The following is an 18,534-nucleotide window of genomic DNA, read 5'->3' as shown; positions in this document are numbered from 1 at the left end:
TTGTCGTGCTACCTGCTGGTGGGCGCGGACGGTTTCGAACCGCCGACATCTGCTTTGTAAGAGCAGCGCTCTACCCCTGAGCTACGCGCCCGTGCAAGGAAACAACAGCGTACATGGCCCACGGGTGGGTCCCGCAAACCGATAGGGAGCGGGGGGTAGCCCCACCACAGGGGCGGTGGGTCGCCGGATCGTCGGGGGTGTGAGGGGTCCCTATCGTGAGGGGACAGTCAGCGCTTCACCTGGGGGTTCGATCGTCATGGCAGCTCGCCGCCGCATCCGTATGCTCCTCGCCTCGGGCGGGGCCGTCGTCGTCGCTCTCGGGGTGACCGGGTGCGGGTCCGCGGATGTCGAGGGGGCGCCCGTGGAGTCGAAGAGCTTCGCCCTCTCCGGGACGACCCTCACCATCGACTCCGACAACTCCGACCTGGAGATCGTGCCCGCCGACGTCCAGGACGTCCGCGTCAGCCGGCAGGTCGACGGGTGGGTGTTCATGGGCGACGGACCCGACGCGACCTGGCGGATGGCCGACGGCCGGCTCACCCTCCGGCTGGAGTGCGACGCGCTCGCGTCCAGCTGCGGGGCCGTCCACCGCATCCAGGTGCCGCGCGGTGTCTCCGTGAACGTGGAGGACGACAACGGCAAGGTGACCGCCACGGGCTTCGCGACCCCCCTGAAGATCCGGTCCGACAACGGTGACGTCGTCGTCCGCCGCGCCACCGGCGCGCTCGATCTGGGGAGCGGCAACGGCAATGTCGTCGTCGAGGACGCCTCCGGCTCCACCGACGTCGCCGCGCGCACCGACAACGGGGACGTGCGGCTCGCGCTGGGCGCCGTGCCGCGGCGGGTCGAGGCCGTCACCGACAACGGCAGCATCGACATCGCGCTGCCCCGTGCCACCTACGACGTGGACGGTCGGAGCGACAACGGCGACGTCCGGATCGACGTGCCGACCGCGAAGGGCGGCGGGCACGCCGTGACCGCGCGCAGCGACAACGGAGAAGTCACCGTCCGTGCGGTGAACTGATCGGCCCGTGTGTTCGTCCTTACCCGGTGGGAGAATGAACCGAACCGGACACGGCGGACACGGGAGTGGGAGTGGCGGCGACTCACACGAGGGGCAGTGCGACGCGTGCCGTATCCGGGGAGCGCCCGGAGGCCTCCGCGGGGGCGGGTCGCGGCGTGCTGCGGCTCATGGTGGCGCTGCCGCTGCTGGGTCTGGCCCTGTTGCCCGGTGCCTTCGCCGGTGGTGGCACGCGGCGCTGGTTCGGTGGGCGCGGGGAGAGTCAGCGGGCCGAGGCCCAGGCCGCGAAGGACGATGCCGCCGCCGCGTTCTACGAACTCGACACCGCCCAGCGCGATCTGCGGATCTCGATCGAGACCATCACGGCCGTCGACGATTCGCCCGGCGCCCGCCGCGCCGTCGAGGAGTTCGGCGCGCTGGGGCGGCGGATCGACGAGGTGAGCCACGCCTACATCACGGCCGTCGACGCCCACGATCTCGACCGGGACGAGCTGGACGCGGCCACCGCCGTACGGGCCCGTGGCGAGCTGACCCGCGCCAAGGACGAGCTCGTCCGGGTCAGGGGGGAGCTGGAACGTTTCGAGCAGGGCCTCGGGCCGCTGCTGGACAAGGCCGAGACGCAGCTGGCCCGGCTCGCCCCCGCCGTCGAGCGGGCCCGGCAGGCGCTGCGGGGCGCGAGCACCGCGCTCGACGCGGTACGGGAGTCCGGGCTCCGTGCCGACGACCTCGCCGCCCGGCTCGCGGCGCTCGGGCCCGAGCTCACCCGGCTCAACGAGGGCGCCGGACGGCACGGTGTCGCCGAGACCCTCCAGCGCGCCGACCAGGTGCTGCGGGACGCGGAGGCGGTCCGCACCGAGGCCGAGCGGCTGCCCGAGCGGGCGGCCGAGACGGACAAGCGCCTGGTGTCGCTGCGTACCCGCGCCCAGGCCCTCGCCACCCGGGCCGCTGCCGTCGAGCCGGTGCTCTCGGAGCTCCGGCGCCGTTTCTCGGCCGCCTGCTGGCAGGATCTCCAGCACGTTCCCGAGCAGGCCGCCGAGACCGGGCGGCAGGCCGAGGAGAAGCTGCGGGAGGCCGCGGCGGCCCGGGCCGAGCAGCGCTGGCCGGATGCCACCAGTCTCCTCGCCACCGCCCGGGCCCTGCTGAACAGCACCGACGAGGCCGTGTCCGCGGCCGGTGACCGGCTGCGGAGGCTCGACGCGGTCGCCAAGGACCCGAAGCAGGAGATCGACCGCACGCGGTTCGCGGTGCGTGACGCCCAGCGCCTGGCGATGGACGGCCGCAGCACCCCCGATCCGCGGCACGCCCGCCCGCTCGACGACGCCGTCGGCCGGCTCGATCGCGCCGTCGAGGGTCTGGACAGCGGCCGGCACCCCGACTACTGGCACTTCCTGACCGAGCTGGAGGCCGTCCGCGCGACCGCCGCGCGCGTCGTCGAACAGATCCGTGAGGAGCGGGGCGCCGGCCACCACTGAGACGCTTCCCAGGCGGCCTCGCACGGTGTGCCGGGGCCGTGGCGCCCGCTAGCCTGGGCCCATGCCTCGCTACGAATACCGCTGCCGGACCTGCGGCGACACGTTCGAACTGAACCGGCCGATGGCCGAGTCGTCCGCGCCCGCCTCCTGCCCCGACGGGCACGACGACACCGTCAAGCTGCTCTCGGCCGTCGCCGTCGGCGGCACCGCGAAGGGCGGCGCCGCGCCCGCCGGCGGGGGTGGGGGCGGCTGCTGCGGTGGCGGCTGCTGCGGCTGACCGCGCCGGCGCCCCGACGGAACACCCCGGCCGACGGCTGTACGGCCGTCCGGCCGGGGCGCGCCCTCAGCTGCCCAGGTACCGGAGCACCGCCAGCACCCGCTTGCTGTAGCCCTCGCCGCCCTCGCCGCGGCCGGTCAGCTCCAGCTTGTCGAAGATCGCGTTGATGTGTTTCTCCACGGCGCTCTGCGACACGTGCAGCCGGGCCGCGATCGTCGCGTTCGTGTGTCCCTGTGCCATCGCCGCCAGCACTTCGCCCTCGCGCGGGGTCAGGCGGGACAGCGGGTCGGTGTGGGAGGAGCGGACGAGCAGGCGGCGGACGACCTCCGGGTCGAAGGCGGTGCGGCCGTCCCCCACCCGTTCCAGGGCGTCCAGGAACTCGTCGACCTGCGCCACCCGGTCCTTGAGCAGGTAGCCGACCGCGCCCGTGTCGCCGGTGAGCAGCTCGGTCGCGTACCGCCGCTCCACGTACTGCGAGAGTACGAGCACCCCGACCTCGGGGCTGCTCCGCCGGATCTCCAGGGCGGCCCGCAGGCCCTCGTCGGTGTGGGTCGGGGGCATCCGGACGTCGGCGACGACCACGTCCGGCGGGTCCGCCCGGACCGCGGCGAGGAGTTCGACCGCGTTGCCGACGGCCGCCGTCACCTCGTGGCCCTCCTCCACCAGGAGCCGCACGAGCCCCTCGCGCAGCAGGGTCGAGTCCTCCGCGAGGATCACACGCACGGCAGCTCCGCCCTGATGACCGTCGGGCCGCCGACGGGGCTGTCGACCGCGAGTCGTCCGTCCAGGGCCGCGGCCCGGCTCGCCAGGCCGGCCAGGCCGCTGCCGGAGGCGTCCGCCCCGCCGGTTCCGTCGTCGCTCACGCGTACGTTCAACTCCTGCTCCTCCAGCGAGACATGGATGTCGATGCGGGTCGCCCCCGCATGCTTGGCGACATTGGTGACGGCCTCCGAGACGACGAAGTAGGCGACGGTCTCGACCGCTCTGGGCAGTTGTCGCGGCACCTCGTAGACGAGGCCGACCGGGAGCGGGCCGCGTTCCGCGACCGTCTCCAGGGCGGCCCGCAGGCCCGACTCGTCCAGCACGGCCGGGTAGACCCGCCAGGCCACCTCGCGGAGTTCGGCCAGGGCGCGCCGGCTCTCGTCGTGGGCCTGGAGGAGCAGTGCGTCGGCGCCTTCCGGATCGCGGCCGCGCAGCCGGCGGGCCCGGCCGAGGAGCATGCCGAGGGCGACGAGCCGCTGCTGCACCCCGTCGTGGAGGTCGCGCTCGATGCGGCGGCGCTCGTCGTGCACGGCGTCCATGACCTCCGCGCGGCTGGTGGCGAGTTGGGCGATCCGCGCCTCCAGCGCCTCGGCGAGGCTGGGGCCGAGGAAGCGGCGGGCCAACTGGCCTTCCAGGGAGGCGACTCCGAGGGCGCCCTGGACGGAGAGGAAGAGCAGGAAGAGCCCTCCGAGGCTGCCGAGGGCGACCATTCCGGGGAAGGTGATGTCGGTGACCAGCCAGCCCCAGAGGACAAAGGTGCCGAACCCGAGCCCGTAGCCGGCGCAGAGGAGGACGACGCCGCCGAGGACTCCGAGCATCCAGCGGGCGCAGAGGTAGCGGAGGGCGGCCGGGTCGTCCTGGCCGCTGGGGAGTCGGACGTCGAGGAAGCGGTCGAGCCGTCGCCGTTCCAGGGCGACGAGGCCGCGGGCGGCGGCGGCCGCGCGGCGCAGGACGGCGCGCCGGCCGCGTGGCCAGGGAAGGACGGGGAGCAGGGCGAGGACGGTGGCGACCAGGCCGAGGAGCTCGGCCGCGGCGGTGGCGGCGCCGAGGGCGAGCCCGGCGGCCGTCCGCAGCAGACGCATGGTGTGCCCGGCGAGAGTGCTCATGATCGGTCACGCTAGACGCAGGCGCCGTGTGCGCGCACTGCGGTTGTCCGCACCTTGTCGTGCGGTCGCCATCAGTCCGCGGTGGGCGCCCGATTCCTAGCGTGGAGGCCATGGAGACCTGGATCAACGAGCTCATGGAGTCGCTCGGCGCCCCGGGTGCGGGCATCGCCGTCGCGCTGGAGAACCTGTTCCCGCCGATTCCGAGCGAGGTGATCCTGCCGCTGGCGGGGTTCGCCTCGGCGAACGGGCGGATGGACCTGGCCGCCGCGCTGCTGTGGACGACGCTCGGTTCGGTCGTCGGCGCGCTGGCGCTGTACGGGGTGGGGGCGCTGTTCGGCCGGGAGCGGACCCTCGCGATCGCGGCGAGGCTGCCGCTGGTGAAGGTCGCGGACATCGAGCGGACGGAGGCGTGGTTCCTGCGGCACGGCACCAAGGCGGTGTTCTTCGGCCGGATGGTGCCGATCTTCCGCAGTCTGGTGTCGGTTCCCGCGGGCGTCGAGCGGATGCCGCTACCGGTGTTCCTCGTCCTCACCGCGCTCGGCAGCGCGTTGTGGAACACCGCCTTCGTGTCGGCCGGTTACGTCCTCGGTGACAACTGGGAGGAGGTCACCGGGTACGTGTCGGTCTACTCGAAGGCGGTGCTCGTGGTCGCGGCGGGCGCGGTGCTGTGGTTCCTGGGGCTGCGGTTGCTCAGGCCCGGTCGGGGAGCGCGGCGGGGGAACCGTTGAGCGAAATGACGGTCTGCGGGGGCACGGTCGAGCGGTCTGCCCGTACCGCCGCGAGGAGGCGGCGCAGGATCTCCTCGCCGGCCGCGACGCCCCGCTCGCCGAGGGCGTCGAGGTGGGGTGCGGTCCACTGGGTGTCGGCGAGTTCGCCGTGGCCGGGGCGCCAGGCCCGGTCGGCGGCGAGGAGCAGGTCGGCGTCGAGCAGGGAGTCGCCCGCGGCCAGGGTGAGGGTGGCGCCGGCGCGGCGGGCGACCTCGCGCATCGCGGCGCTCTTGGTGAGCGGCTTGGGCACGGCGTAGACCTTGCGGCCCTGGAGCGACACGGTCCAGCCGCGGCCGTCGGCCCACTCGCCGAAGCGCCGGAGCCACTCGTCGGGCAGGCGCTCGCGCTCGACGACGAGGTAGGCGAAGAGGTCTTCGGCCACCCGGTGCTTGCGCACCCAGGAGAGGTCGGTGGTGGCGGTGAAGTAGGCGCGGATCTCGGCGAGGGGCGCGCACTCGTCGGCGAGCCGGCGCACGACCGCCGCGTGCCAGTCGGGGTCGCTGACGCCGTCGACGAGGATGTGGCCGCCGTTGGCGCAGATCGCGTACGTCGGGGCCGTTCCGGGGAGCTGGATGCGCTGGTACTGCTTGCGCGTGCGGGTCGTGGTGGGGACGAAGACGGCCTCGGTGGCCAGCTCCTCCAGGAGTACGGCGGCGTCCTCGGTCATGAAGGACAGCGGCTTGCTCTCGTGCACCTCGATGCTGAGCAGCCGGGGCGCCTGCGCGTCGGGCATGCCGAGGGCGAGGGCGGCCGTGGAGTAGATGAGGGTCCGGTCGAGGTCGCTGGCGACCATGATGGTGGCGCTCACTGGGAGACCACCGCCTTCCCGTCGGCGCCGGTGGCGCCCCGCGTGTACTGGGGGTGGATCAGTCCCACGCAGGTGTACGGGAGTCCGTCGACCTCCTCGACGGGCACCCCACGCTGTTCGGCGAGCAGGCGCACGTGGGCGAGGTCGGCTCCGGCGCCGCGCTGGGCGAGGATCTTCCAGGGGACGCGGCGCAGCAGGACCCGGGTGGTCTCACCGACACCGGGCTTGACCAGGTTGACGTCGTGGATGCCGTACTCCTCGCTGATCCGCTCGACGGCTGCCCAGCCCTCCCAGGTGGGGGTCCGGTCGGCGCTCAGCAGCTCCTTGACCTCGGCGTCGACGGAGTCGGCGACCTCGTCGAAGCGTACGGTGACGGCGTCCAGGAAGTCGTTCGACACATCGGCGCCGGCCAGTTCGCGGTAGAACTTCCCGCCGTGGAAGTCGTCGGGTCCGACCAGGTCGGCGCGCAGCACGGTGCGCGATATGAGGCCGGAGACGGTGGAGTTGAGGCAGGCGGAGGGGATGAGGAAGTCCTCGCGGGTGCCGTAGGTGCGCACGCAGGAGCCGGGGTCGGCGAGGACCGCGATCTCCGGGTCGAAGGCCGGGCCGCCGTGCTTCTCCCGGTGGGCTTCCAGGGCCTCGGCGAGTTCGCGGGTGATGGCGCCCTTGCCGGTCCAGCCGTCGACGAAGACGACGTCGGCGGGGTCGTGGTGGGCGGCGAGCCAGCGCAGCGCGTTGGTGTCGATGCCGCGGCCGCGGACGATGGAGACGGCGTAGTGCGGCAGGTCGAGGCCGTGGCGCGCCTGGGCCCAGCGGCGCATGAGGACACCGACGGGGGTGCCGGCGCGGGCGAGCGAGACGAGGACGGGGGTGCCGGGGCGTTCGGCGAGCACGGTCTCGGTGACGGTGCCGACGGCCCGGGCGATCCGGGCGGCGGAGGTCTCCAGGGCCGCCTGGAACAGCTCCTGGTACCGGGCGCTGGGCTGGTACTCGACGGGCAGCGACTCGGCGTAGTGGGCGCCGCCGCTCTGGATGGCCTCCTCGCGCTCCTCGGTCGGGGCCTCCAGCTCGACGTCCGAGAGGTCCTGGAGCAGCCAGCCGACCTCCTCGGGGGCGTACGAGGAGAAGGCGGGGCCGCGGAGGGGCTCGGGCAGCATGGAGCTCCTTTCGGGAGCTTCGGTGGCGGGAGCGGGCACGTACGAGGGGACGACGGCCAGGACCACGTGCGGGACGTGGGCGGCGAGCTGGGCCAGCAGGCCGTCGGGGGCGTGCAGGTCGGGGGTGTCGGCGACGGAGTCGACGACGGCGACGACGGCGTCGAAGCCGGCGCCCGCGACGTTGTAGGCGTAGCGCTCGCCGGGTCCGTCGGCGGGGGCGTCGTGGGCCGGGAAGACGAGCCGGGTGCGGATGGCGTAGCCGGGGTCGTCGACGGCGAGGACGGGCGAGCGGGTGGTGGTGGAGTACGCGACGTCGTGTCCGGTCCGCTCCAGTTCGGTGCCGAGCCGCAGCGGGGCGTACATGAGCTCCTCGAAGCCGAGGACGAGAACGCGGGGCCGCGGCGCGCCGGGGGCCTGGGGCAGCGCCTCGGCGACCTGGGCGGCCAGCGCGGGCAGGGCGGCCTCCAGGCGGGCGCGGTGCTCGGGGGTGAAGCCGTGACGGCCGCCGTCCGGGACGCCCTCGGGCCAGTCCAGGACGACGCGGGAGGCGGCGGCGCGGGGCGCGGGGGCCGGGGCGGGCGCGGTCTCGTGGCGGGCGACGAGCTCCTGGCCCTTCTCCAGGACGCCGTCGGGCAGGGTGACGGTGCCCGCGGCGAGGGTGAGGAGGTCCACGCGGGCGCCGATCTCGGCGGCGAAGGCGGTGAGCCGGTCGCGGTCGGCGGGGGTGCGCATGTCGACGAGGGCGACGATCACGTAGCGGTCGCGCGGGTAGCGCGCGTGCAGGTCGCGGATGGTGTTGAGGACGGTGTTCCCGGTGGAGAACTCGTCGTCGACGAGGACCAGGGGTCCGTCGCCGGCGAGCAGCTTGGGGTCCTCGGGGAGGAGCAGGTGCGAGGTGGCGTGCGAGTGGGACTCCTCGAAGCCGCCCGCGGGGGCGACTCCGTCCACCGGCCGGCGGGTGGAGTGGAGGTAGGGGGCGAGGCCCAGGCCGTCGGCGACGCTGTGGCCGAGGCCGGTCGCGGTCTCCGCGTAGCCGAGGACGACGGAGCGCGCCGCGTCCTCGTCGCCGAGCAGGTCGCGTACCCGTACGCCCAGGGCGTGGCCGGCGTCGCGGACCACGGAGGGGCGCTGGGGCACGTGCTTGCCCAGCACGTTGGAGACGAGCAGATGGGCTCGCCTGGGGTTGCGGCGCAGTGCGAGGCCAAGGAGGCCCGGAAGCTGCTCGTCGCCGTTCAGTTCGACGCCGAGCCGCTCTGCGACCCACGTTCCCGACCACACCACGTCTTGGTTCACCTTCCGTCAGCCGGACAGTCCGGCGGTGAGCAGATCCACGAAGCCGACGTCCTCCTTGGCGACGCCGAACACCTCGGCGCGCAGGAGGGTGCGCTCGGCCCACGCGCGATGCGGCTTCACTTCATTCATTTTGTTCGTATATGCCGAGCGCAGCACCCCGCCGCCGCCCCGCTCCGGACGCAGGATGTCCTGGGCGTCACTGAACTCCTCGTGGCTGACCACGGAGAGTGCGTGGACCGGGATCACGTGGGTGGGGTGGATGCAGGTCTTGCCGAGCAGGCCGTTGGCCCGGTCGAGTTCGATCTCGCGCAGCAGTCCGTCGAGGTCGTGCTCGATGAGGGCGGTGCGCAGGTCCTCGGCGCGGCCCTCCAGGAAGGGGCTGCGGCGCAGCTGGGGCTTGAACATGCGCTCGCCGAGCCGGAAGTACTCCCAGACGGGGCCGGTGATCGTGAAGCCGGTGCCGTCGGACCGGCCGAGGACGTTGACGACGTCGGCGATGACGTGGGCGACGAGCCGGACGTCGTAGGCCGTCATGTCGGGCGAGCGGCGCAGTCCGTAGGCGGAGCAGAAGTCGGTGACGCCGAGGCGCAGGGCCAGGACGCGGTCGCGGTGCTCGTTCACGAGCGTGGCGATGCCGGCGAGGGTGGCGGCGCGGGTCTCCAGGTGCAGGAGCTCGGGCGACTCGAGGACGGGCATGGCGAAAAGTCGCCGTCCGCAGGCCGTCTCGGCGGTGCTGAGGGCGTCGAGGAACGCGCGCCCGCGGGGCTCGTCGAACTTCGGCAGGACGAAGCCCGAGAGCAGGCGGACGGTGTCGCCGAGGCGGGCGGTCAGATCGGGGATCTGGCCGGGCTCGCGGACCCGGATGAAGAGCAGCGGCAGGTCTTCCGGCGCGCCGGTCTCGCCGGCGGCGAGCTGGGCGAACTGCTCGACGAGGTTGGCCTCGGCGCCCTCGACGTCGGCGTCCGCGATGGAGTCCTCCAGGCAGAGCACCATGGAGACGACCCCGCGGGCGGCCTGTTTGCGCACGTCATCGGCGAGGCGCGGCCGGGTGGCCGGGCTGTAGAGGGTGGCGCCGAGGGCGACGGCGAGGATGTTCGCGGGCGAGTCGGCCGTGAACTCGGCCGGCTCCTGGTGGAACAGCCCTGCCCGCGTGGCGGACGGGATGTGCCCGAAATGACGCAAGATAACTCCCCCGACTGCTGCTGCGGGCCCTGAAGACATGTGGCCGGTAATAGTACGTAGGTGTGGGTGTCCTTAGTTCCCTTCGCGCATGAAATCCAGGTAACTCATCCGCATCCACTGCATCTCCCCCGGATCGGTACGGCCCCCGCGTTGTCCCTGGCCGGGCGGGGAAGGCAGGATGACGCCCATGACGCACGCGATGCTGAAGGGCTCCAACGTCCCTCTCGACACCGCGGCCGTACGGGCCGTGCTCCGCTGGACCCCGGGCCCCGGGGTCCCCGACGTGGATGCCTCGGCCCTGCTCCTCGGCGCCGACGGGCGGGTGCGGTCCGACGAGGACTTCGTCTTCTACAACCAGCCGCGCCATCCGTCGGGCCTGGTGCGGCGGCTGCCGAAGAAGCGGGTGGCCGAGGGGCTGACCGACACGGTCGAGGCCGATCTCGGCGGACTCGACCCCTCGGTCGACCAGGTGGTGATCGCCGCCTCCTCGGACGGCGACACCTTCCGTTCCGTCCGTGACCTGCGGATCCTGGTGTACGACGCGGTCTCGTCGGAGCAGGACCCGCTCGCCGTCTTCGACGTGACGGCGGAGACGGGCGAGGAGACGGCGATCATCTGCGGCGAGCTGTACCGGCGCGGGGACACGTGGAAGTTCCGCGCGGTGGGACAGGGCTACCCGACGGGCCTCGTGGGGCTCGCCACCGACTTCGGGATCTCGGTCGACGAGGCCGTGGACGAGGCAGGGGCGCCCGCGCAGGACCCGGCCCCCGGGCAGGACCTCGACGCGACCGTGGCGCACGTGCCCGGCCCGTCGCCGGCTCCGGTCGCCGTGCCGCCCCGGCCGTCCGCTCCCCCGGCCTACGGCTACCCGCAGCCCGGCGAGGGCACCGGGCCCGCGTACGGCTACCCGCAGCCGGCCTCGGCCCAGCCCGCGTACGGCTACCCGCAGCCCGCGGCGGCCGCCGCGCCCGCACCCGACCCGAACTTCCGGATGCCTCCGATGGGTCCTCAGTTCGTCCGTCCGTAAGGCCACGGGTCACGCCTTGGTCTTGTAGCCGCGTCCCCACTGCAGGCCCCAGCCGTACAGCCGGTCCAGTTCCGCCTGGAAGCCGTAGACGAACTTGACCTCGCGGCGGACGACCAGCTCCTCCTTGACCCGCTCCACCGTGAAGACGGCGCAGGAGCGGGCCTGCGGGGCGCGCTCGTCGAGCTCGATCTCGACCCGCGGGCCGTTGCTCGGGTAGAGCGTGACCTTCGCGTGCGTGCGGTCGAAGGCGGGCGTCTGGTCGTAGATGTAGACGAAGAACAGCAGCCGCTTGATCGCGTCCCGGTGGTCGAGGTTGACAAAGATCGTCTCGCCGGACGAGCCGCCGAAGCGGTCGTCGCCGCTGAGGTTCACGTACGGCGGCGCGTTCAGGGAGCCGAAGAAGCCGCCCAGCGGCTGTACGACGCCCTTGCTGCCGTCCGCGAGCTCGTACATGCAGCCGAGGTCCAGGTCGACGTTGACCACGCCCTGGGTGTGCGCCTGGACGACCTCCGGCTTGAACAGCTTCGAGGGGTGGCGCAGCAGCCGGCCGCTCTGCCGGGAGCGGCCCTCGATGTCCGAGGTGCGCATCCGCCAGGAGAGGTTGACCCGGAGGTTGCCGGTGGCCGCTCCCTGCTTGGTGAGCGAGACCGCCGGACGTCGCTTGGTCAGTTCGATCGCGTTGGTCGAGGCGCTGCCCGAGTCGAACTGCGCCACCCTGCCCGGAAACAGGCCGTCCCAGAAGGCCATGCGTCCCCACCCCCCACTCGTGACTGGTCCCCGCCGACAGGGCGGGGACGCGCGACGGGGCGGCCGGGTGCACCGGCCGCCCCGCAGTGAAGCGTTCCTCGTTGCCGGGGATGTCACACCCCGGAAGAGACCTCGGTCTTGTCGTCCGAGGCGTCAGCTTTTCCCTCGGCCGCCGCGATCGCCTTGTTCCGGCGGACGGAGGACCAGAAGGACCAGCCGATCAGTGCGACACCGATGAGGCCGGTGACGACCTCGGGGATCTCGTACTGGATGGTGACCATCAGGATCACGGCGAGCGCGCCGATGGCGTAGTGGGCGCCGTGCTCCAGGTAGACGTAGTCGTCCAGGGTGCCCTGGCGGACCAGGTAGACCGTGAGCGAACGGACGTACATGGCGCCGACGCCGAGGCCGAGCGCCATCAGGACGATGTCGTTGGTGATGGCGAAGGCGCCGATGACGCCGTCGAAGGAGAACGACGCGTCGAGGACCTCGAGGTAGAGGAACATGAAGAAGGCGGCCTTGCCGGCCAGCTGCACGGCGGAGACCTTCTTGCCGCTGCGCTTGGCCTCCTCCTCCGCCTCGTGCTCGCGCTCTTCCTCCTCCTCGAGCTTGTTCTCGAAGTAGCCGGAGAGACCGCCGACCACGAGGTAGGTGATCAGACCGGCGATACCGGAGATGAGGACCGTCTGCGCCTTGTCGACGTGCATGCCACCGTGCTGGTGGGCGTGGGTCGCGAAGGTCATCGAGCTGACCAGCAGGACGATGAGGGCGATGCAGACCGACAGCATGTCGACCTTGCCCAGCTTGGCGAGCGGACGCTCGATCCAGCGCAGCCACTGGATGTCACGGTCCTCGAAGATGAAGTCGAGGAAGATCATCAACAGGAACATGCCACCGAAGGCCGCGATCGACGGGTGCGCGTCGGTCACGAGCTCCTGATAGCGGTCGGCATCGTTGAGTGCCAGGTCGACGGCCTCGATGGGCCCGATCTTGGCGCTGATGGCGACGATCACGACGGGGAAGACCAGCCGCATGCCGAAAACGGCGATGAGCACACCGATCGTGAGGAAGATCTTCTGCCAGAAGGCATTCATCTTCTTCAGGATTCCGGCGTTGACCACCGCATTGTCGAAGGACAGCGAGATCTCGAGGACGCAGAGGATCGCGACGATCCCGAACGCTTCCCACCCCCCGTAGAGCACCGCTGCGACCAGGCCGAGCGCCGTAATGGCAAACGACCAGCCGAAGGTTTTCAGAACCACTGGCTACCCCATCGTGTTATGTACGCGGCTTTACGAAACGTTGACCCCGAAGTCTAGAGCGATGCCCCGGAGCCCGGACGCGTACCCCTGTCCCACCGCCCGGAACTTCCACTCGCCCCCGTAGCGGTACAGCTCGCCGAAGATCATCGCGGTCTCCGTCGAGGCGTCCTCGGAGAGGTCGTAGCGCGCGAGTTCCTGCCCGTCGGCCTGATTCACCACGCGGATGAAGGCATTGCTGACCTGGCCGAATGTCTGGCCCCGATTGTCGGCGTCGTGGATCGAGACCGGAAAGACGATCTTGTCGCAGTGGGCCGGCACCCGGTTGAGGTCGACGATCAGCGACTCGTCGTCGCCGTCACCCTCGCCGGTGAGGTTGTCGCCGGTGTGTTCGACGGAGCCCTCCGGGCTCTTGAGGTTGTTGTAGAAGACGAAGAACTCGTCCCCGAGCACGCGACCCGCCTGGCACAGCAGCGCGCTGGCGTCGAGGTCGAAGGGCGCGCCGGTGGTGGAGCGCGCGTCCCAGCCGAGGCCGACCAGCACCTGGGTCAGGTTGGGTGCGGCCTTGGAGAGGGAGACGTTGCCTCCCTTGGCGAGCGTGACGCCCATGATGTGGTTCCTCCCCGGTGAGAACTGCTGCGTGCGGGCCCGTGCGCGCGCGACCGGCCGGTGACGCGCGTACGGCCGATGAGGCACGTCCGGCGCCGCACGGAGAGTGCGGCGCCGGACGGGGTCGGTGCGTGGCTCAGACGTTGACGCCGAAGTCCTGCGCGATGCCGCGGAGCCCGGAGGCGTAGCCCTGGCCGACCGCGCGGAACTTCCACTCCGCGCCGTTGCGGTACAGCTCGCCGAAGACCATGGCGGTCTCCGTCGAGGCGTCCTCGGAGAGGTCGTACCGGGCGATCTCGGCGCCGCCGGCCTGGTTCACGACGCGGATGAACGCGTTGCGCACCTGGCCGAAGGACTGCTGGCGGTTCTCGGCGTCGTAGATCGACACCGGGAAGACGATCTTGGCTACATCGGCGGGCACCGTGGCCAGGCTGACCTTGACCTGCTCGTCGTCGCCCTCGCCCTCACCGGTGAGGTTGTCACCGGTGTGCTCGACCGAGCCGTCCGCGCTCTTCAGGTTGTTGAAGAACACGAAGTCCTGGTCGTTGCGGACCTTGCCCTCCGCGCTGACCAGAATGGCGCTGGCGTCGAGGTCGAAGTCCGTACCGGTGGTGGTGCGGACGTCCCAGCCGAGACCGACGGTGACGTCGGTCAGGCCAGGGGCCTCCTTGGTCAGCGAGACGTTGCCGCCCTTGCTGAGGCTGACTCCCACGAGTCCCTCCATTGGTTTCCAGGGGCAGCGCCCCCGTCGTGCGTTGGCATCGGATCAACGACTGGATCCTAGTGACGGGTTCCCGGCCTGGACAGGCGATTCGCCCCGGTGTTCCGCAGGTGTCGACGGCTGCGGGGCCGGTCGGGGTGCCGTCCGGTGGACCGGCGGGCCTCAGAGGGTGTCGAGGGCCTTGAGGTAGTCGTTCAGGTCGCGGGCGTCCGGCAGGGCGTTGACGACGCTCCAGCGGACCATGCCGTCCTTGTCGATGATGAAGGTGCCGCGCACGGCGCAGCCCTTCTCCTCGTCGAAGACGCCGTAGGCGCGGGACGCCTCGCCGTGCTTCCAGAAGTCGGAGAGGAGCGGGTACTCCAGGCCCTCCTGCTCGGCGAAGATGCGCAGGGTGTGGATGGAGTCGTTGGAGACGGCGAGCAGCTGGGTGTCGTCGTTGACGAACTTCGGCAGGTTGTCGCGCAGCTCGCACAGCTCGCCCGTGCAGACCCCGGTGAAGGCGAAGGGGTAGAAGAGCAGGACGACGTTCTTCTCGCCCTGGTAGTCCGAGAGCCGGACGGTGCGGCCGTGGTTGTCCTTGAGCTCGAACTCGGGGGCCTTGGTGCCGACCTCGATCGCCATGACGTACGCGTCCCTCCACTGGACCGAACAGGTGAGGCCCCAGCCTACGCAAGGGACCCCCGCCGGCGGTGCCGGCGGGGGTCCCTGCTGCTGTGGGGTCAGCGCTTGGGCGCCACCAGGCGGCTCCCCGCCCAGTCCTTGGCGACGCTGACGCTCTTGGTCTGGGAGAGACCGGCGGTCTGCGCGGCATCGCTGATGTCGCTCGGCTCGATGTAGCCGTCGCGGCCGGTCTTCGGCGTCAGCAGCCAGATCACGCCGCCGTCCTCCAGAAGACCGATGGTGTCCACCAGTGCGTCGGTGAGGTCTCCGTCCTCGTCGCGGAACCAGAGCACGACGGCGTCGGCGACGTCGTCGTAGTCCTCGTCCACCAGGTCCGACCCGATGATGGACTCGATGCCTTCACGGAGATCGAAGTCGACGTCTTCGTCGTAACCGATCTCCTGGACCACCTGTCCGGGCTCGAACCCCAGCCTCGCTGCCGGGTTGGTCCGCTCCTCCGCGTGGTCCGCGGTCGCGCTCACGGCTTGCCTCCTGATCATGTATCGGAAAATGCTTCGGCCACGCGCGTACGCGCGGCGCTGGCCGTAGTCCACACGGGCTGGGCGGATCGCGCAAGTACCCGGCCGTCGAGACCGCCGAAACGGTGACGTTTGGGGCCGTCTCGCCGCAACTTCCGGGCCGGATCCACTCCGCTCCGTGACACGGCACACACTCTTCGCCCTGGTTTGTGGTCTCGTGCGGCTTCAGTCTGCCGAACGCGCGGACGAAACGCATGCGCGGGATGGGCGTAAGGTTGCGATTTGACCCCACCAGGCGCCCCACGGGGGTTACCCCTCGGTAGAGATGACGTTTGACACCGACGGGGTACACGATGGACTTCCCGGCCTCCCCGTGGGCTCCACCGAACAGCGAAGGAACAGCGTGGCTTCCGGATCCGATCGCAACCCGATCATCATTGGCGGCCTTCCCAGCCAGGTCCCGGACTTCGATCCCGAAGAGACCCAGGAATGGCTCGACTCCCTCGACGCCGCCGTCGACGAGCGGGGCCGGGAGCGGGCCCGCTACCTGATGCTCCGCCTGATCGAGCGGGCGCGCGAGAAGCGTGTCGCCGTGCCCGAGATGCGCAGCACGGACTACGTGAACACGATCGCCACCCGGGACGAGCCCTTCTTCCCCGGCAACGAGGAGATCGAGCGCAAGGTCCTCAACGCGACCCGGTGGAACGCGGCCGTGATGGTCTCGCGCGCCCAGCGCCCGGGCATCGGGGTCGGCGGCCACATCGCCACCTTCGCCTCCTCGGCCTCGCTGTACGACGTCGGCTTCAACCACTTCTTCCGGGGCAAGGACGAGGGCGACGGCGGCGACCAGATCTTCTTCCAGGGCCACGCCTCCCCCGGCATCTACGCCCGCGCCTACCTCCTCGACCGGCTGAACGAGACGCAGCTCGACGCCTTCCGCCAGGAGAAGTCGAAGTACCCGAACGGCCTGTCCTCCTACCCGCACCCGCGGCTGATGCCGGACTTCTGGGAGTTCCCGACCGTCTCGATGGGCCTCGGCCCCCTCGGCGCGATCTACCAGGCCCGGATGAACCGGTACATGGAGGCGCGCGGCATCGCCGACACCTCCAAGTCGCACGTCTGGGCGTTCCTCGGCGACGGCGAGATGGACGAGCCGGAGTCGCTCGGCCAGCTGTCCATCGCCGCCCGCGAGGGCCTGGACAACCTGACCTTCGTCGTGAACTGCAACCTCCAGCGCCTGGACGGGCCGGTCCGCGGCAACGGCAAGATCATCCAGGAGCTGGAGTCGCAGTTCCGGGGCGCCGGCTGGAACGTCATCAAGCTGGTCTGGGACCGCTCCTGGGACCCGCTGCTCGCACAGGACCGCGACGGCATCCTGGTGAACAAGCTGAACTCGACGCCGGACGGCCAGTTCCAGACGTACGCGACGGAGACCGGCGCGTACATCCGCGACCACTTCTTCGGCGACGACCAGCGGCTGCGCTCGATGGTCGAGAACATGTCGGACCAGCAGATCCTGCACCTGGGCCGCGGCGGCCACGACCACCGCAAGATCTTCGCGGCCTTCGCGGCGGCCAAGGCCCACAAGGGCCAGCCGACCGTGGTGCTGGCGCAGACGGTCAAGGGCTGGACCCTCGGCCCGAACTTCGAGGGCCGCAACGCGACCCACCAGATGAAGAAGCTGACGGTCGACGACCTCAAGCGCTTCCGCGACCGGCTGCACATCCCGATCACGGACAAGCAGCTGGACGAGGGCTACCCGCCGTACTACCACCCGGGTCGCGACTCGGAGGAGATCCAGTACATGCACGACCGCCGCAAGGCGCTGGGCGGGTACGTCCCGACCCGGGTCGTGCGGGCGAAGCCCCTGACCCTGCCCGAGGACGCCACCTACGCGGCGGCCAAGAAGGGCTCGGGGCAGCAGTCGATCGCCACCACGATGGCCTTCGTCCGCATCCTCAAGGACCTCATGCGGGACAAGGAGATCGGCAAGCGTTTCGTGCTGATCGCCCCCGACGAGTACCGCACCTTCGGCATGGACGCGTTCTTCCCGAGCGCCAAGATCTACAACCCGCTGGGCCAGCAGTACGAGGCCGTGGACCGCGAACTGCTCCTGGCGTACAAGGAGTCGCCGACCGGCCAGATGCTGCACGACGGCATCTCGGAGGCGGGCTGCACGGCCTCGCTGATCGCCGCGGGTTCGGCGTACGCCACGCACGGCGAGCCGCTGATCCCGGTCTACGTCTTCTACTCGATGTTCGGCTTCCAGCGGACCGGCGACCAGTTCTGGCAGATGGCCGACCAGCTCGCGCGCGGCTTCGTGCTCGGCGCGACCGCCGGCCGCACGACCCTGACCGGCGAGGGCCTGCAGCACGCGGACGGCCACTCGCAGCTGCTCGCCTCGACGAACCCGGGCTGCATCGCCTACGACCCCGCCTTCGGCTACGAGATCGCGCACATCGTCAAGGACGGCCTGCGCCGGATGTACGGCCCCGACGCCGAGGACGTCTTCTACTACCTCACCGTCTACAACGAGCCGATCCAGCACCCCGCGGAGCCGGAGGACGTGGACGTCGAGGGCATCCTCAAGGGCATCCACCTCCACCGTCGCGGCGAGACCGGCTCGATCCCCGCGCAGATCATGGCCTCCGGTGTCGCGGTGCCGTGGGCGGTCGAGGCACAGCGGATCCTCGCCGAGGAGTGGAACGTACGGGCCGACGTCTGGTCGGCGACGTCGTGGAACGAGCTGCGCCGCGAGGCCGTGGACGTCGACCGGCACAACCTCCTCCACCCCGACGAGGAGCAGCGCGTCCCGTACGTGACGCGGAAGCTCTCCGGAGCCCAGGGTCCCTTCGTGGCGGTCTCGGACTGGATGCGCTCCGTCCCCGACCAGATCTCCCGCTGGGTCCCGGGCGCCTACACCTCGCTGGGCGCGGACGGCTTCGGCTTCGCGGACACGCGCGGTGCGGCCCGCCGCTACTTCCACATCGACGCCCAGTCGATCGTGCTGGCGGTCCTCACCGAGCTGGCCCGTGACGGCAAGGTCGACCGCTCGGTCCTGAAGCAGGCCGTGGACCGCTACCAGCTTCTCGACGTGGCGGCTGCGGACCCGGGCGCCGCGGGCGGCGACGCCTAGATCCTCCGCGCGGGCACGCGCCCGCCGGGGGCCTTCCGCGCCGGGCATCCG

General features: G+C 71.3%; 17 protein-coding genes and 1 tRNA gene. 6 read left to right on the top strand and 12 right to left on the bottom strand.

The genetic code is table 11. The features are described 5' to 3' along the window. Window positions 1–16: 16 nt before the first annotated feature. A tRNA-Val gene (locus ACE1OA_RS23980) sits at window positions 17–91 on the bottom strand. A gap of 165 nt (window positions 92–256) precedes the next feature. On the opposite strand from ACE1OA_RS23980, the gene ACE1OA_RS23975 reads away from it, so the two are divergent. The 3 genes from ACE1OA_RS23975 to ACE1OA_RS23965 all read left to right on the top strand — a co-directional run bounded on the left by ACE1OA_RS23975 (window position 257) and on the right by ACE1OA_RS23965 (window position 2,770). Continuing rightward, window positions 257–1,024 (top strand): DUF4097 family beta strand repeat-containing protein, encoded by a 768-nt coding sequence (locus tag ACE1OA_RS23975; RefSeq protein ID WP_384867453.1) that lies wholly within the window; start codon window positions 257–259, stop codon window positions 1,022–1,024. Between the two features lie 167 nt (window positions 1,025–1,191). After that, window positions 1,192–2,493 carry a hypothetical protein gene (locus ACE1OA_RS23970; RefSeq protein ID WP_432754091.1) on the top strand — a complete coding sequence of 434 codons (1,302 nt, stop codon included), beginning with the start codon at window positions 1,192–1,194 and terminating at the stop codon, window positions 2,491–2,493. Between the two features lie 61 nt (window positions 2,494–2,554). Next, window positions 2,555–2,770 carry an FmdB family zinc ribbon protein gene (locus ACE1OA_RS23965; protein WP_356598383.1) on the top strand — a complete coding sequence of 72 codons (216 nt, stop codon included), beginning with the start codon at window positions 2,555–2,557 and terminating at the stop codon, window positions 2,768–2,770. A 66-nt stretch (window positions 2,771–2,836) separates the two neighbouring features. Here ACE1OA_RS23965 and ACE1OA_RS23960 read toward each other — a convergent pair whose 3' ends face one another. Together ACE1OA_RS23960 and ACE1OA_RS23955 are read right to left on the bottom strand one after the other, a co-directional pair. After that, window positions 2,837–3,493, bottom strand: a complete 657-nt coding sequence (locus tag ACE1OA_RS23960) for a response regulator transcription factor (RefSeq protein WP_356598385.1) — start codon at window positions 3,491–3,493, stop codon at window positions 2,837–2,839. After that, window positions 3,484–4,638, bottom strand: coding sequence for a sensor histidine kinase (locus ACE1OA_RS23955; protein ID WP_432753346.1), 1,155 nt, complete (start codon window positions 4,636–4,638; stop codon window positions 3,484–3,486). The genes ACE1OA_RS23960 and ACE1OA_RS23955 overlap by 10 nt, the downstream gene beginning before the upstream one ends. 110 nt (window positions 4,639–4,748) lie before the next feature. On the opposite strand from ACE1OA_RS23955, the gene ACE1OA_RS23950 reads away from it, so the two are divergent. Further along, entirely contained in the window at window positions 4,749–5,366 is a 618-nt protein-coding gene (locus ACE1OA_RS23950; protein WP_384867449.1) for a DedA family protein, read from the top strand. On the opposite strand, the gene ACE1OA_RS23945 is transcribed toward ACE1OA_RS23950, so the two are convergent. The 3 genes from ACE1OA_RS23945 to ACE1OA_RS23935 are packed head-to-tail and all read right to left on the bottom strand — an operon-like array spanning window position 5,329 to window position 9,845. Further along, window positions 5,329–6,198 (bottom strand): HAD family hydrolase, encoded by an 870-nt coding sequence (locus ACE1OA_RS23945; protein WP_356599160.1) that lies wholly within the window; start codon window positions 6,196–6,198, stop codon window positions 5,329–5,331. The two genes, ACE1OA_RS23950 and ACE1OA_RS23945, sit on opposite strands and share 38 nt — an antisense overlap. Window positions 6,199–6,209: 11 nt before the next feature. After that, the gene (locus ACE1OA_RS23940) at window positions 6,210–8,651 is read right to left on the bottom strand and encodes a phosphoribosyltransferase (protein ID WP_356598392.1); all 2,442 of its coding nucleotides are present in this window, start codon (window positions 8,649–8,651) and stop codon (window positions 6,210–6,212) included. Window positions 8,652–8,669: 18 nt separating this feature from the next. Beyond that, the gene (locus ACE1OA_RS23935) at window positions 8,670–9,845 is read right to left on the bottom strand and encodes an HpcH/HpaI aldolase/citrate lyase family protein (protein WP_356598394.1); all 1,176 of its coding nucleotides are present in this window, start codon (window positions 9,843–9,845) and stop codon (window positions 8,670–8,672) included. 178 nt (window positions 9,846–10,023) lie between these two features. Here ACE1OA_RS23935 and ACE1OA_RS23930 point away from each other — a divergent pair, with 178 nt between their 5' ends. Beyond that, the gene (locus tag ACE1OA_RS23930; RefSeq protein ID WP_356773996.1) at window positions 10,024–10,872 is read left to right on the top strand and encodes a TerD family protein; all 849 of its coding nucleotides are present in this window, start codon (window positions 10,024–10,026) and stop codon (window positions 10,870–10,872) included. Window positions 10,873–10,881: 9 nt separating this feature from the next. Here ACE1OA_RS23930 and ACE1OA_RS23925 read toward each other — a convergent pair whose 3' ends face one another. The 6 genes from ACE1OA_RS23925 to ACE1OA_RS23900 all read right to left on the bottom strand — a co-directional run bounded on the left by ACE1OA_RS23925 (window position 10,882) and on the right by ACE1OA_RS23900 (window position 15,350). Beyond that, window positions 10,882–11,619: a TerD family protein gene (locus ACE1OA_RS23925; protein WP_356598398.1), complete on the bottom strand. Its 738-nt coding sequence runs from the start codon at window positions 11,617–11,619 to the stop codon at window positions 10,882–10,884. Between the two features lie 113 nt (window positions 11,620–11,732). Beyond that, a complete protein-coding gene (locus tag ACE1OA_RS23920; RefSeq protein ID WP_356598400.1) occupies window positions 11,733–12,881 on the bottom strand; it encodes a DUF475 domain-containing protein in 1,149 nt (382 codons plus the stop codon). A 30-nt stretch (window positions 12,882–12,911) separates the two neighbouring features. Further along, on the bottom strand, window positions 12,912–13,487 hold the full coding sequence (locus tag ACE1OA_RS23915) for a TerD family protein (protein ID WP_356598402.1): 576 nt from the start codon (window positions 13,485–13,487) through the stop codon (window positions 12,912–12,914). A gap of 136 nt (window positions 13,488–13,623) precedes the next feature. Further along, window positions 13,624–14,199, bottom strand: coding sequence for a TerD family protein (locus tag ACE1OA_RS23910; protein ID WP_356598404.1), 576 nt, complete (start codon window positions 14,197–14,199; stop codon window positions 13,624–13,626). A gap of 171 nt (window positions 14,200–14,370) precedes the next feature. After that, window positions 14,371–14,829: a peroxiredoxin gene (locus ACE1OA_RS23905; protein WP_356598406.1), complete on the bottom strand. Its 459-nt coding sequence runs from the start codon at window positions 14,827–14,829 to the stop codon at window positions 14,371–14,373. Between the two features lie 98 nt (window positions 14,830–14,927). After that, on the bottom strand, window positions 14,928–15,350 hold the full coding sequence (locus ACE1OA_RS23900) for a DUF3052 domain-containing protein (RefSeq protein ID WP_147977839.1): 423 nt from the start codon (window positions 15,348–15,350) through the stop codon (window positions 14,928–14,930). 400 nt (window positions 15,351–15,750) lie between these two features. On the opposite strand from ACE1OA_RS23900, the gene aceE reads away from it, so the two are divergent. Further along, window positions 15,751–18,483, top strand: coding sequence for a pyruvate dehydrogenase (acetyl-transferring), homodimeric type (gene aceE, locus ACE1OA_RS23895; RefSeq protein ID WP_384867445.1), 2,733 nt, complete (start codon window positions 15,751–15,753; stop codon window positions 18,481–18,483). Window positions 18,484–18,534: the final 51 nt, after the last annotated feature.

It is taken from the genome of Streptomyces sp. JL2001 (assembly GCF_050917515.1).
In the GTDB taxonomy this organism is placed as follows: Bacteria; Actinomycetota; Actinomycetes; order Streptomycetales; family Streptomycetaceae; genus Streptomyces.
The sequence above is the reverse complement of the archived record's forward strand: the minus strand, read 5'-3'. Positions and strand labels throughout refer to the sequence as shown.